This is a genomic window from Ignatzschineria rhizosphaerae (assembly GCF_022655595.1).
GTDB lineage: Bacteria > Pseudomonadota > Gammaproteobacteria > Cardiobacteriales > Wohlfahrtiimonadaceae > Ignatzschineria > Ignatzschineria rhizosphaerae.
Map to the genome: position 1 here is coordinate 1,985,272 of NZ_CP093379.1, position 14,740 is coordinate 2,000,011.

The following is a 14,740-nucleotide window of genomic DNA, read 5'->3' on the forward strand; positions in this document are numbered from 1 at the left end:
GAAGCGCCTCATCCTAAAAGAGAGGCGCCCAAATTATTTAAACCCAAAGCGGATTTGGTTTATTAACATCAATGTTATATTTCTTAATTGCATTTGTGACGACTGATTTTTCAATCTTCCCAGCATCTGCAAGCTCTTTAAGCGCTGAAATCACCACATAATGACGATCCACTTCAAAGAACTTACGAAGCTGCGCTCTTGTATCTGAGCGACCAAAGCCATCCGTTCCTAACACGCGATATGGTGCTTTAACTGCCGGACGAATCTGCTCTGCAAGCATACGCACATAGTCTGTTGAGACAATCACCGGATCATCTGAACCATTTAATAGTTGTGAAACAAATGGAACTGGCGCAGCTTTTTCAGGATGGAAGAGTGCTTGACGCTCACATTCATGGAAATCACGAGCAAGTTCATTAAAACTTGGGCAACTATAGATATCACTATCGATATTCCAATCTTCTTTAAGAAGCTCTGCAGCAACTAATACTTCTTGTAGAATTGTTCCGGCACCTAAAAGACGAACACGAGGATTCTCCCCCTTCTCGCCAGCTTTAAGTAGATACATCCCTTTAAGGATATCCGCCTCAGCACCACTTGGCATTGCTGGATGCGCGTAGTTTTCATTCATCATCGTGATGTAGTAGAACACATCTTCTTGCTCTTCTACCATACGGCGTAAACCATCTTGCATAATCACAGCAAGCTCAAATTGAAGCGCAGGATCATATGATTTACAGTTTGGAATAAGACTTGCTAACACATGGCTATGGCCATCTTCATGCTGAAGACCTTCACCGTTTAACGTTGTTCTACCTGCAGTACCACCCATCAAGAACCCACGAGTTCTTTGGTCTGCAGCAGCCCAAATTAAATCGAACGTTCTTTGCATTTGGAACATAGAGTAACAAACAAAGAATGGAATCATCTCTACATTAGAGTTGGAATACGCTGTACCGGCAGCGATCCACGAACTCACACCACCTGCTTCGTTAATCCCTTCTTGTAAGATCTGACCATCTTTAGTCTCTTTATAGAACATCAATTGACCGGCATCTTGCGGCGTATATTGCTGTCCTGCTTGCGACCAAATACCTAATTGACGGAACATTCCTTCCATACCAAATGTACGAGATTCATCGACGAGAATTGGCACAACTCGCTTACCGATCTCTTTATCTTTCACAATGGTATTTAAGATACGAACAAAGCTCATTGTCGTAGAAATTTCACGACCTTCTGCCGTTGCTTCTAACTGTGCTTTAAAAGCATCTAATTTTGGAACAGTTAACTTCTCTTTCGCTTGTACTCGACGTGAAGGAACATAACCTCCAAGGGCTTTGCGGCGCTCATGAAGATATTCAAGTTCAGGACTTCCTTCTGGCGGGCGAATGAAGTTTAACTCTTCTAAATCCTCATCCGAAATTGGCACTTCAAAACGGTCACGGAAACGGCGAAGTGATTCAAGGCTTATAGATTTTTGTTGGTGTGCGACGTTTTGCGCTTCACCATCTTGCCCCATACCGTAACCTTTAATCGTTTTCACTAAAATAACGGTTGGCTTACCTTCAGTTTTCACAGCAGAATCATAAGCTGCAAACACTTTATTCTCATCGTGTCCGCCACGATTTAAACGCCATACATCATTGTCTGACATATGCGCTACCATTGCTTTTAACTCTGGTGTATTAAAGAAGTTTTCACGAACATAAGCGCCATCACGAGATTTGTAAGTTTGATAATCCCCATCTACACATTCCATCATGCGCTTACGCAAAATTCCATCATGGTCTTGTGCCAGCAGTGAATCCCAACCATTTCCCCAGATAAGCTTAATCACATTCCAGTTATTACCACGGAATCCTGATTCTAGTTCTTGAATGATTTTACCGTTACCACGAACAGGTCCATCAAGACGCTGTAAGTTACAGTTAATCACGAAAATAAGGTTATCAAGCTTTTCACGACCCGCAAGCGAGATTGCCCCTAATGATTCAGGCTCATCCATCTCACCATCACCACAGAAACACCAGACTTTACGACCTTCTGTATTCGCAAGACCTCGTGAATGGAGATATTTTAAGAAACGTGCTTGATAGATTGCTTGAATAGGACCTAATCCCATTGATACCGTTGGGAATTGCCAGAAATCTTTCATTAACCATGGATGCGGATAAGAAGAGAGCCCTTTTTGATCAACTTCACGACGGAAATTATCCATCTGCTCTTCCGTGATACGACCTTCAATAAAGGCGCGTGCATAAATTCCTGGACTAGAATGCCCTTGGAAGAAAATCAAATCGCCATCTTGCGTTTCGGTATTCCCTTTCCAGAAGTGGTTAAAACCGACTTCCCACATCGTCGCAAGTGACGCATAACTCGCAATATGTCCACCTAAGCTTGAATCAATCGCATTTGATCGAACAATCATCGCCATCGAGTTCCAGCGGATATAAGAACGGAGTTTATGCTCTAATTCTGAATTACCTGGGTAACGTGGCTGCTTATCTGCAGGAATGGTATTGATATATTCCGTCGTACCTATAAAGGGAATTTGTACACCATCACGGTGCGCACGCTCAATCACTTTTTCAATTAAAAAATGTGCACGCTCTTCGCCTTCTGTTTCAAGGACACTTTCGATTGAATCGACCCAATCTTGGGTTTCTAATGGGTCGATATCATTCAATAACTTTTGGTCTGCCATAAAATCATCCTCTTTCATTTCAAGCGCTACCGTACTTCACAGCCTCGCTTACTTTGTGAAAACCTAGATAAGCTTTGTCTCATCTAATCCTTTATATGTCTATTTTGTTTCTTTTAATAGATTGATAAAAAATTTTCACACAATTAATAGATGCCCCAAGGAAAGGTGACTTTTCTTGAGGCAAATTAAAATAACTATCATTAACAGTATAACGGATATTCTCTGAAAATTACGCTTATTTTTCTCTTCTAAGCAGACCTTGACCGCTCATAAAAAAGGCTTGATCCACTCACTAAAAACAATTATACGCCCAAATGTTCGCCTAACAGCCTTGATTTAGGACGGCTTTTTCCTTGTATAAAAGTATCTCATTCATTAAAAAACGAGATCCCCTTCATAAAGTAGGCTTCTTGATCACGCTCTTTTACGGTACGAAATAAGCGTTAAATTCTCTTTTCCAGATTCATCCGTTATGGCTATTTTATTTAAGCGTTTCTAAAAACTCTTCATACATCTTGATTCTCATTCTTGCTTCTTTCATTTTATATTCAGCTTCTAACTGATCTTCAAAATCACCTTTGTATTTCGCTTTATCATATTTATACTCCGCCTTAGCAAGATCTTGCTGCGCATCGGCGATTTTTTCTAAAATCTCTTCAGACTTTTCAAGCTTTTTTTCAGCCTCATAATAATCTTTCGCTTTTGCATCCGTAGAATCAATATTTGTTCCGCCACCGCAGTAGGTTTTAACATTAGCAATGGCGCGCTCTAAGCCGCGTATACGATTTGTGTTGTTATATTGCTTTGCATAGCCTAACTGCTTCTCTAAATTTGCAAGTTTTCTCTGACATCCTTGATTAGGCGCTGCCACCGAGATATTTAATGCCAACATCATTCCCACAACTACTGCAATACTTCCTAAATATTTCATATTTCACCTTCTAATAAAATTCTACTAAACATCGATATAAGCCAAAAAAACTTTCTCCGCTAATAGCGTTGTGCATCAATTTTCTCAAATTCAACGTAAAATAAGCTCACTAAATGTAAAGTCTAATTTAGCAAAATTAGGCATAACTTCACAAATACCTTGGTTTTAAACAAAAATATAACGAACAGAGCCACTTTTTGATACCCTAGCTGAGTATATTTTCAGGTTTGGAAATGATCTTTTTCAACATTTAAAGCACTCTTTTTAATTAATAGAATCTGCTTATCAAGTATTGATGATGAATCTCCACAAAACCACTTCACCTTAGATTAGAAAACTCCATGATAAAAATAGAACATCTCAAAAAGTCATATGCAACGAAAGAAGGCGCCAAAATTGCTCTAAACGATATCTCCTTGACAATCAAAGAAGGGATGATTTTTGGGGTTATAGGTCATTCAGGTGCTGGGAAAAGCACTTTAATTCGTTGTTTAAACCTTTTAGAGCGCCCTGACAGCGGCAAGGTTATTATTGATAATATTGATATTACCGAGCTCTCTAATCGTCATTTGATGCATGAGCGCCGGAAAATCGGCATGATATTCCAACATTTTAATCTTCTTTCAAGCCAAACTGTCTATGACAATATCGCTTTTCCCTTACGCCTTGAAAAAATAAGTGAGCGTGACATTAAAAGAAGAGTTGAAGAGCTACTTGATCTTGTGGGGATTAAAGAGCATCAACATAAATATCCAGCACAATTATCTGGCGGGCAAAAACAGCGCGTTGGAATTGCTCGAGCGATTGCTAATGCCCCCAAGGTTCTTCTTTGTGATGAAGCAACTTCAGCACTAGACCCACAAACCACGCAGTCGATTTTAGAACTACTCGTGGATATCAATCAAAAACTCGGGTTAACGATTGTAATTATTACCCATGAGATGGAAGTTATCCGCTCTATCTGCCACCGCGTTGCCGTGATTCATGATAGCCAGATTATTGAAGAAGGCCCAGTTGAAAAAGTTTTCTTACACCCTCAATCAAAAGTCACTCAAGATTTTATCATTGATAAAACAGAGCGAGATGAACTACAAAAATATTTAAAACGCCATCCTGAGCAAGCAGAGTATCTCTACCAACTCTCTTATATCGGCACAGAAGCGTTTGAACCCCACTTAAGCCAGATTATTAAAAAGAGTAATATTGATCTCTCTATTCTCTCAGGCTCTATTAGCTATATTCGAGATATCCCTTATGGACAACTCGTGGTGGCATTAAGCGGAGAGCCTAAAGAGACAATGCAAGCAATCTCCCTTTTTAATGCTCGTGGCATCTCCACAACTCCCCTTTTTAGACAACTCTCTTCTCCATCTAACTCCTTAGATACTCAAGGAGATAATTAATATGACAGATTTTATTAACGCGCTTAGTAATACACAATATTGGACGATTATTTGGGATAACACACTCATTACCCTCATAATGCTTGGGTTTACCTGGTTATTTACTATTTTAATAGGGCTCCCATGGGGCATTGCGCTATTTCTCTCATCCCCTTCACAACTACTTTCAAGCCCTAAGTTTTATCGTGTATTCTCTTTCATCACCAATATCTTAAGATCCATTCCTTTTTTAATCTTGATTGTAGTGCTTTTACCCTTAACCTTTCAATTAATGGGAACAAAAATGGGAATTAAAGGGGCTATATTTCCCCTAGTCATAGGCTCTGCGCCTTTTTTCGCAAGACTTTCCGAAACGGCTTTCAGAGAGGTGGATAAAGGAGTCATTGAGGCAGCGCAAAGTATGGGGACCCCACTTCGTACCATTATCTTCAAAGTACTTTTGCCGGAGGCAAGACCTAGCATTATTGCCGGCATTACAGTTACCGGCATTCTAATTCTCTCCTATACCGCAATGGCAGGAACGGTCGGTGCTGGCGGACTTGGAGATGTTGCGGTTCGTTTTGGATTTCACCGAAATATGGCCGAGCTGATGTATCTGATCGTCCTCGTGCTAATTGTTATGGTACAAATTATGCAGTGGGTAGGAGATTGGCTCGTGAGGCACTATACTCGTAAATAACCGATAACGTTAAAGAGGCTTGTGAAATAATTCACGAGCCTTTTCCTTAAGTAACCATTAAAAAAATCTAGGCGCAGCTAGATTATCCCACTACAATAAAATGCTACGCCTCTTCACCATAATGGATAATGGCGATACAAATATATTTTTATTCATCCCCTTTTCAACTGGAGATATTTTATGAAAAAAATCAATGCGGCAATTATTGGCTACGGCAACATTGGTCGTTATGTTCTTAACGCTTTAGAGTCCGCTCCTGATTTTAAAGTTGCCGGCATTGTCCGCCGAGAAGCGACCCCCATAGAAGGCATTAACTACCCTGTTGTCACAGATGTTACTGCCTTAAAGGATGTCGATATTGCCATTCTTTGCGTTCCAAGTCGCCATATTAAAGCCTACGCCACAGAAATGCTCGAAAAAGGCATTCACACCGTGGATAGTTTCGATATTCATACAGATATTGCAGCAATGCGCCGTGAGCTTGATGTGATTGCTAAGAAAAATAATCGTAGTGCTATTATTTCAGCTGGCTGGGATCCTGGTTCTGATTCGATTATCCGCACACTCCTCTTAGCAGCAGCTCCAAAAGGCATCACCTATACAAACTTTGGTCCTGGCATGAGTATGGGACACTCAACAGCGGTTAAAGCTATTGATGGCGTTAAAGACGCGCTTTCAATGACAATCCCTATCGGAACAGGACAACATCGCCGTATGGTTTATATTGAGATTGAAGAAGGCCTTGACTTTGAAACAGTAAAATCAACCATCTTAAATGATGATTACTTTAAAAAAGATGATACGGTCATCCAACAAGTAGACTCTATCGAGCCACTAAAAGATGCAGGTCATGGCGTAACTATCACCCGAAAAGGGGTTTCAGGATCTACGGATAATCAACTTTTTGAGTTTGATATGCGTGTTAACAATCCTGCCTTAACAGCTCAAATCCTAGTTTCAACGGCCAGAGCGGCTACAAAACAGATGCCAGGCGCTTACACGATGATCGAAATCCCTATAATTGATCTTTTACCTGGCGACCGTGACGAACTCATTACAGCACTTGTATAACGTCTATAGTGAAATAGGATTAAGAGAAGCCTTTAATTAAAATGGCAAGGATGAGATAGCAAAAGAGTGCAAGCAGCCCCTTTCGCCCCTAGATCTCCTCTTAAACTAAAGATAGTATAAATAGCTACTTTAAAAAACTCAGCAATATTAGATGCATGTCACGGCATCTAATATTTTTTTAGCTATCATTTAGTATGCCCTTAAAAATATTCTCTTTAGATGTTGACCATTAAATATTAAAGATATATGTTTAATATACTATAGAGTTATTTATCGAGGACATATATAGTAAAACGGGTTTAAAAGGGACTGAATCAGATTGCCAGATCATCCGCAATGAGAAGCTCAAAGCCGCTCTATCTGGAATCTTGCAAGCTAATTGGATTCACGTTGCACTATTTTACTTTTAAAATAGCGCTTCTTAAACCGAATCGACTATAACGGGCACTCTAAAAGAAATAGGCCTAACAATTGCATTCACCGATAAATATCGCTATATATATTGATGTATCGTTCGGGGCTCGATTCCCCATCTAAATAAAAAAAGGAAATAATTATTATGCGTAAATTAGCTCTTGCGACAGCACTTTCGCTCGTCCCATTCTTCGCACTTTCAGCAGAAAAACTTAAAGTTGTAGCAACCCCTGTTCCTCATGCGGAAATTCTTGAATCTATCAAACCGCAACTTGCAGCGAAAGATATTGATCTTGAAGTTGTTGTTGTTACCGACTATGTTTTACCAAACTTAATGGTTGATGAGAAAGAAGCAGATGCTAACTTCTTCCAACACGCCCCTTATTTAGATGAATTTAACAAAAACCACAATCTCAACATTGTGGCATTAGAGCCTGCTATTCACGTAGAGCCTATTGCTGCTTATTCACAAAAAATTAAATCAAAAGATGACTTAAAAACAGGTGCTAAGGTCAGTATTCCGAACGACCCTGCAAATGGTGGCCGCGCTTTGATTCTTTTACACAACGAAGGCATCATTACCTTAAATAATCCTGAGAATATCCTTTCAACGGTGTTTGATATTAAAGAAAACCCCCTTAAATTAACCTTTGTAGAACTCGAAGCACCAATGCTTGCTCGTACTTTAGATGAGGTTGATTTAGCGCTGATTAATACCAACTTTGCATTAGATGCGAAATTGAATCCAACGAAAGATTCACTTTTCATTGAAGGTGCGCAGTCTCCTTATGCTAATATCATCACTGTTCTTCCTGAAAATAAAGATGACGCACGCATCAAAGCACTCATTGAAGTCATTACTTCTGATGATGTTCGTACGTTTATTGAAGAAAAATATGAAGGAAGCATCGTTCCTGTATTCTAATATAGGAATTTGTGTCTATAAGATTAGAAAGTTTCAGCAGAATTGATTGACAAAAGGCTGAAAAAAGATAATCATATGTGATTATTACAAATTTGATTGCGTCGATATGCGTCGCAATATTGTGTTATAAATTCTGACATTTTAAACTGGAGTAAAACCTTGGCAAATACAGCACAAGCTAGAAAACGCGTTCGTCAAGCTGAGAAAAGCAATGCAGCTAACGCATCATACCGTTCAATGACTAGAACATATGTTAAAAAAACGATTAATGCTATCAAAGGCAATAACCGCGAAGAAGCAGTAAAAGCATTTGGTAAAGCACAAAGCGCACTTGATCGTTCAGTAAAACGTGGTCTTATTCATAAGAATAAAGTTGCACGTATTCTTAGCCGTCTTAACGCGCAAATCAAAAACATCGCTTAATTTGCGAGCTTTGATTACAAGATTCAACAAAAACCCTACTTTTTAGTAGGGTTTTTATTTGTCAGAGCAAAATATCAAGATACTCTTTTATAGCGCTCAAACAGTTCTTCAACATAATAATCTTGATTTAGAAGTCACAAAATTAGATTGCCGCTACATCAACTTTATCTTTATAGTTGATCCTATTTAAAGAATACTATTTTATAGTATAGGAAAATAGGTTCAAAACAGACTGATTTCAATGCCGGCATATTTGCTATTAGCAATAAGAAATATGTTCTATCCAGCATCTTGCAAACATTATTTAATACGTACCTTTATTGATTTATGCACAGCTGGAGGGAATGTTTCGTGTTCTTTCTAAAATCCCGCGCCAGCTGTTTAAGACGTACTTTTTTTAAACCGAATCGGCGATATAAGAAACAGGATTAAATAAAACCGTTGATTTAAATTGTCGGCGCGAGATAGTAAGAAGCATAAAACGCTTCCTTTCCGCCGAAAATAGACCTTTTTAAAGCAACGCGCTCTTTTTCAGCCAAAGCACTATATATCAATTTTTAAACACTTAAACTCTTTTATGACTATTCGCACAGACCTCTATCAAGCCCCTATTCAAGATTTTATCAAACCAATTCTTCAAGAGGCTCTGCTTGCTCTTATAAAAAACCCTCCTCAAATCCATAGCATCTAGCTCTATGGGAGTGCGGCCAAAGGCTCAGCAATTGAAGGAAAATCGGATATCGATTTAACAATTATTCTTAATTCCCCACTTACTCCCAATCAGCAGCATCTTCTTTCTCAATTACAAGAAACACTCCAATCTCAACACCCAAAGATTACTAAAATAGATTTTGATTTTGGCTTACTAGAAGAAGCATTGGATAAAAAAGAATTTTATCGATGGGGATATTGGTTAAAGCATTGTTGCCGGCATCTACAAGGGGAAAATCTTCAAGAACAATTCCCAGAATTTAAACCTAGTCTTATCATTGCCAAAGCGCTTAATCAGGATTATCAACAAGCCGTTTTAAAAGATCTCGCACTACTGCAAGATGGCGAAAATGCCCAACAAAAAACCCTCAAGAACCAAATATGCAAAAGATTAATTCGCGCCAGCAATATCACAAGACCTAAAGATGAGCATCAGTGGCCTTATGAACTCTCCGATTATCGAGAGCTCTTTCAAAAGTGGCATCCTCAACACCTCTCTCAACTAGATTATTTCTATCATCTATTAGAGAAAGAACAATTTTCTCCAAAGCTTCTTAAAACTCACGCCCAAGATTTTATAACCACTTTAGAGGCCATAAAAAAGCGTTAAGATTTTTACCTTAACGCTTTTTTTACACTTTCTTAAATAGATCCTAGCGCAGCCTCAATAAATTAAGCGCGAATAACTTCCCCACTTTCCAGATGAACAATTCGCGTTGGTGATGATAACCCACCAACATTACCCACCATCACTCCCGCAATGCGATCACCAAATAACGCCATAATCGCCTCAGGACTTTCAAGAGGGGCTTCTTTATGCAAATTAGCGCTCGTTGAGACAACACCTACCGGCATCAGATCACAAAGTGCCAGCGCATCGGGGTGATTTGTGACTCTTACCGCCAGCGTTGTAAATTGCCCTCTTAAATATTCAGGACAATGATCTTGCGCCGGCACAATCCAAGTATAACGAGATCCACCACGAAGGCTTCCCAATAACGTTTCACGCTGTTCATTGGTTAAAGGCTTGATGAGCGGCGATAACTTTTCAAGCGAGGCAGCCATCACAATAAATCCTTTCGACGCTGAGCGATCTTTGAGACTTAACACCGCTTCTACCGCTTTTGCATTCATCGCATCTGCCGCAAAACCATAAACACCTTCTGTTGGATAAGCAATTATTTCACCATTCTTAAGGGCGGTGGCAGCCTCATCATATGTGAGCAATTTCATGTTAATTTACAAATAAATAAGTACCAAGGAAATAAAGACCAAATGATAGCGCCGTTGAAACAGGTAGTGTTAAAATCCATGCAATAAGGATATTTTTCACGGTTGATTTCTGCAATCCAGACTTATTTGCAATCATCGTTCCTGCAACGGAACTTGAAAGAATATGCGTTGTTGAAACAGGAAATCCTAAATGACTCGCAGAAGCAATGGCAATACCCGAGACAATTTGCGCACTCATTCCTTGCGCATAAGTCATATCTTTTTTCCCAATCTTACCACCAACAGTATCAACGACTCGCTTCCAACCAATCATTGTCCCCATTCCAAGCGCTAGCGCTACCGCAGCAATTACCCAAAATGGTGCATATTCTGTTGTTTTGGTTAAATCCTTACTGATTGCCTTATATGATTTACGATAACCGCTTGGTAACTCATCTTTTGATTCTAAAGTTTTAGCAATACTTGCTAAACACATCACTTCATTACGGACAGCCCAACGATCATCAGTCGATAATTTATCATAATCATCAATACCATTTAATAGTGTAATGAGTTTCTCTGAATGTTGCTTCATTTCACTATATTCACAACTAAAAAGCCCATCACTATCTTTTGTATCACCTTTAGGATAAAGGCGATCTAAAACCTCTTTATTAGTCTCATAATACGATACCATTTGCTGTGCAGCGACCCTTGTCTGCTCAATCTCAAATACGCTTGAATTTAAATTCAATACAAATTGCGCAGGTACCACACTAAAAAGTACCAACATCACAAGACCAATCCCTTTTTGACCATCATTTTGTCCATGCGCATAACTCATTCCCATCGCAGAAGTTACAAGCCAAAAGCGCGGCCAAAATGGGGGGCGTTTTTTCTTATCAATCACATGACGTTGATAAGGTGTTTTATGAATATAACTTTTAGGTAGAAAACGTAATAAGCCAAGTAGTAGTAATCCCGCTAAACCGGCACCAATAAATGGAGAGAATAACAGAGATTCAAACACGCCAAGTGCTTTCTCCCAGTTAACCCCATCTACTAAGGAATGGTCTGTCATCATCGCATTTGCGAGCCCAACACCTAAGATTGAACCAATTAAAGTATGAGAACTAGATGCAGGGATTCCAAAATACCAAGTTCCCAAATTCCAAATAAGTGCTGAGACCAATAATGACACAACCATCACCAGCCCTTTTGTCGAGCTTGCACTTGCTAGAAGATCCATCGGTAAGAGATTAACAATCGCATAAGCAACACCTAAACCTCCCAATAAAACTCCTAAAAAGTTAAAGATTCCTGACAGAAAAACCGCCAATCTTGGCTTCATTGACTTTGTATAAATAACCGTTGCAACCGCATTCGCAGTATCATGAAATCCATTTACAAATTCAAACGCCAATACCAATCCTACCGATAGGAATAGCGTTAAAAAAACAACTATATCAATACTATGAAAAAATTCTAACATTACGTTTTCTACTCTATTTAATAAAATTCTTTACCAGTTAACGCATGGTTACCAGCTCTTCTGCGGCTGTAGGATGAAGCGCTACCGTATCATCAAAATCCTTTTTACGAGCGCCCATTTTTACAGCAACAGCAAAACCTTGAAGCATTTCATCAACCGTTGGTCCAATGAGATGAATCCCTACGATCTTCTCATCATCACCGACACAAACCATCTTCATAGCTGTTTTAACAGGTTTAGTACTAAAATTTGAATACATCGCTGTAAATGAAGCCGTATAGCATCTCACAGCATCCTCTCCGTACTCGGCAATCGCCTCTTTTTCGGTAATACCCGTTGTACCAATAGGCGGATGAGAGAAAACAATACTTGGAATCTTGTTATATTCTAAATGTCGATCCGTCATTCCATTGTGAAGTCTATCTGCTAAACGGCGACCTGCGGCAATTGCTACTGGCGTTAATTGGAATTGACCGCCCATAATATCCCCTAATACGTAAAAATTAGGGACATTGGTCTCTTGGAATTTATCTACCGTAATAGTACCATCAGCGTTCACTTTTACATCTGTATTTTCAAGACCAATATTATGCGTATTGTAACCTCGGCCAATTGCCCAAATAAGCTCATCTACCACAATGGTTTCTGTCTCTGTTGTTACAGTTAATGATCCATCTTCATTTTTCTCAACAGATTGAACATTAGACTTTGGATGCAATGTTAATTGATCGTCATTATCTAACACCTCTTTAAGATGCTTTGTGACATATTCATCAAAACTCCTTAAGACCATATCGCCACGGCAAATAAGGTGGGTTTCAGTACCAAATGCTGCCATTAACTGCGCAATCTCCACCGCTATATATCCAGCACCAACAACTGCAATACGCTTAGGCGCATCTTCTAGTGCGAAAAACTCATTAGAAGTAATCCCATGCTCAGCCCCTTTGATTTCCGGAACTAAAGGATACCCCCCAGTTGATACCACGATAATTTTTGCACTAAAGGTCTCACCATTTACCGAAACGGTATTATTATCAACAAGCTTTGCTTCACCATGAATAACATCAACCCCTGCGTCTGGCATATAGCTATTGTTATACCAAGTGACAATGTTGCTAATATATTGATCACGCTTCTCTTTTAAGATCTTCCAAGAAAATGCCGTCTCCCCAAAAGAGAAACCATAACCTTTTGCATCATCAAACATATGCGCAATATTCGCAGCGTTCCACATCACTTTTTTAGGAACACAACCCACATTTACGCAAGTGCCCCCAAGCTTATCTTTCTCAATTAATAAGCATTTAACACCGTAGCTCGCCGCTCTTTCTGCATAAGAGAGCCCACCTGAACCACCACCAATAATAATTGCATCATATTGCTTACTCATTTTTAGTCCTTTTCCTAATGAAGTTATTACGACTGAAAAATTAACGTCACGACATATCCTTATGCCGTGACCAACTAAATATATTTACTCTAAAAATCCGGCAAACAAGGTTTTCTTTTAATTAATGTTATAAAACTGACGGTTTACAATATCAAAAAAAGGGACCACTTCTTCAACACCTGAAACATGACGAACAATATTAATTGCTTCGCGTGCTTCCGCTTCATTAACGATTCCCATTAAATAGACTTTTCGATTAGAAGTTTCCACTTTCACATTCCCAGCATTAAATCCTTTTAATGTAATCCCTGTTGCTAAAGCAGATTTTACTTTTGCAGTAATCATCGTATCAGATGTAATGCTCGCTAAAGAGGCCTCTGGCGCAATAATCAACTCATTATGCACACTTTTTACATGCTCTGTTTTAGCCGCAACATCTTCTACTTCTAATCCTAATGCTTGCGTTGGGACTTCTCCTAAAAGAAGCACCTTACCGTTATAACTTAAAATGCTGATATGGGCTTTATTGCGCCCTGGCATCTGCCCGATCTTATTTTGAACTTTAACAGTAATCGCATTATCTTCTACGATTTGTCCGGCGGTACGGCGATCATTCACTCCTGCAGCGGTAGCACCCACACCACCTGCCAAAATTGCCGGAACACAACCTGCTAAAACCACCATAAAACTACTTAATAATAAAAAACGCTTCAACATCACTGTCTCCTAGGATTTAATTTTAAACCTAATATCTCTATTGCTGAATGAATCTTCTTTTGAAATGATAAAGCTCTATTTATTAACGAAATACCTTGTCAATCATTGCGCACCAAATATGGATAACAAGAATATGCACCTCTTGTACGCGCGCAGTACGTTTACTTGGAACATTTACAAGATGTAAATTAGCAGATTCAATTTCGCGCATTTTACCGCCCGTTTCACCCGTTAACGCTAAAACAACCATCCCTTTCTTTAAGGCTTCTTCGATAGCTAAATTAATACTTTTTGAGTTACCACTAGTACTAATGGCAATCAATACATCGCCAGCTTGTCCTAATGCCATCACCTGTTTTGAGAAAACTTCATCATAGCTATAATCATTAGCGATAGAGGTGAGGTTTGAACTATCTGTCGTTAAAGCAATTGCCGGCAATGGCGCACGCTCTGTTTCAAATCGATTCATAAGCTCAGCCGCAAAATGCTGCGCATCTGCTGCTGACCCACCATTCCCACACACAAGTACTTTCTTCCCTGATTGTAACGCCTGAATCATTAACTCCCCTGTTGCCTCAATCACCTCCGGCATTTTTTCAAGGGCTAATTGTTTAACTTCAAGGCTCTCTTTAATATGTGAAATTGCTGTCATTTTATGCTTC

The 14,740-nt window shown here is 39.3% G+C and carries 13 protein-coding genes and 1 pseudogene; 7 read left to right on the forward strand and 7 right to left on the reverse strand.

The genetic code is table 11. The annotated features are described in order from the left end of the window. Positions 1–37: 37 nt before the first annotated feature. Positions 38–2,707, reverse strand: a complete 2,670-nt coding sequence (gene aceE, locus MMG00_RS08760) for a pyruvate dehydrogenase (acetyl-transferring), homodimeric type (protein WP_242147452.1) — start codon at positions 2,705–2,707, stop codon at positions 38–40. Between the two features lie 481 nt (positions 2,708–3,188). Further along, on the reverse strand, positions 3,189–3,638 hold the full coding sequence (locus MMG00_RS08765; protein ID WP_242147454.1) for a DUF1090 domain-containing protein: 450 nt from the start codon (positions 3,636–3,638) through the stop codon (positions 3,189–3,191). Between the two features lie 341 nt (positions 3,639–3,979). Between MMG00_RS08765 and MMG00_RS08770 the strand changes: the two genes are divergently transcribed. The 7 genes and pseudogenes from MMG00_RS08770 (at position 3,980) to MMG00_RS08795 (ending at position 9,874) form a co-directional block, all read left to right on the forward strand. Beyond that, positions 3,980–5,041 carry a methionine ABC transporter ATP-binding protein gene (locus MMG00_RS08770; protein WP_270049286.1) on the forward strand — a complete coding sequence of 354 codons (1,062 nt, stop codon included), beginning with the start codon at positions 3,980–3,982 and terminating at the stop codon, positions 5,039–5,041. A gap of 1 nt (position 5,042) precedes the next feature. Then, positions 5,043–5,720, forward strand: coding sequence for a methionine ABC transporter permease (locus tag MMG00_RS08775; protein ID WP_242147456.1), 678 nt, complete (start codon positions 5,043–5,045; stop codon positions 5,718–5,720). Positions 5,721–5,900: 180 nt separating this feature from the next. Beyond that, positions 5,901–6,791 carry a diaminopimelate dehydrogenase gene (locus MMG00_RS08780; protein ID WP_242147458.1) on the forward strand — a complete coding sequence of 297 codons (891 nt, stop codon included), beginning with the start codon at positions 5,901–5,903 and terminating at the stop codon, positions 6,789–6,791. 559 nt (positions 6,792–7,350) lie between these two features. Then, the gene (locus MMG00_RS08785; RefSeq protein ID WP_242147460.1) at positions 7,351–8,130 is read left to right on the forward strand and encodes a MetQ/NlpA family ABC transporter substrate-binding protein; all 780 of its coding nucleotides are present in this window, start codon (positions 7,351–7,353) and stop codon (positions 8,128–8,130) included. Positions 8,131–8,289: 159 nt separating this feature from the next. Beyond that, positions 8,290–8,553 (forward strand): 30S ribosomal protein S20, encoded by a 264-nt coding sequence (gene rpsT / locus MMG00_RS08790; protein WP_242147462.1) that lies wholly within the window; start codon positions 8,290–8,292, stop codon positions 8,551–8,553. Positions 8,554–9,256: 703 nt separating this feature from the next. Further along, positions 9,257–9,370: pseudogene (locus MMG00_RS14360) on the forward strand (hypothetical protein); the annotation flags it as partial. A gap of 60 nt (positions 9,371–9,430) precedes the next feature. Continuing rightward, complete coding sequence (locus MMG00_RS08795; RefSeq protein ID WP_242147464.1) at positions 9,431–9,874, forward strand: hypothetical protein; 444 nt, start codon at positions 9,431–9,433, stop codon at positions 9,872–9,874. 62 nt (positions 9,875–9,936) lie between these two features. Here MMG00_RS08795 and MMG00_RS08800 read toward each other — a convergent pair whose 3' ends face one another. From MMG00_RS08800 to MMG00_RS08820, 5 genes are all read right to left on the reverse strand, one after another. Beyond that, positions 9,937–10,497 carry an L-threonylcarbamoyladenylate synthase gene (locus MMG00_RS08800; RefSeq protein WP_242147466.1) on the reverse strand — a complete coding sequence of 187 codons (561 nt, stop codon included), beginning with the start codon at positions 10,495–10,497 and terminating at the stop codon, positions 9,937–9,939. Position 10,498: 1 nt separating this feature from the next. Then, positions 10,499–11,968 (reverse strand): inorganic phosphate transporter, encoded by a 1,470-nt coding sequence (locus MMG00_RS08805; RefSeq protein ID WP_242147468.1) that lies wholly within the window; start codon positions 11,966–11,968, stop codon positions 10,499–10,501. 37 nt (positions 11,969–12,005) lie between these two features. Beyond that, a complete protein-coding gene (gene gorA / locus MMG00_RS08810; RefSeq protein WP_242147470.1) occupies positions 12,006–13,361 on the reverse strand; it encodes a glutathione-disulfide reductase in 1,356 nt (451 codons plus the stop codon). A gap of 117 nt (positions 13,362–13,478) precedes the next feature. Continuing rightward, positions 13,479–14,078 (reverse strand): BON domain-containing protein, encoded by a 600-nt coding sequence (locus MMG00_RS08815; protein WP_242147472.1) that lies wholly within the window; start codon positions 14,076–14,078, stop codon positions 13,479–13,481. 82 nt (positions 14,079–14,160) lie between these two features. Then, positions 14,161–14,730 carry a D-sedoheptulose-7-phosphate isomerase gene (locus MMG00_RS08820; protein ID WP_242147475.1) on the reverse strand — a complete coding sequence of 190 codons (570 nt, stop codon included), beginning with the start codon at positions 14,728–14,730 and terminating at the stop codon, positions 14,161–14,163. Positions 14,731–14,740 lie beyond the last annotated feature (10 nt).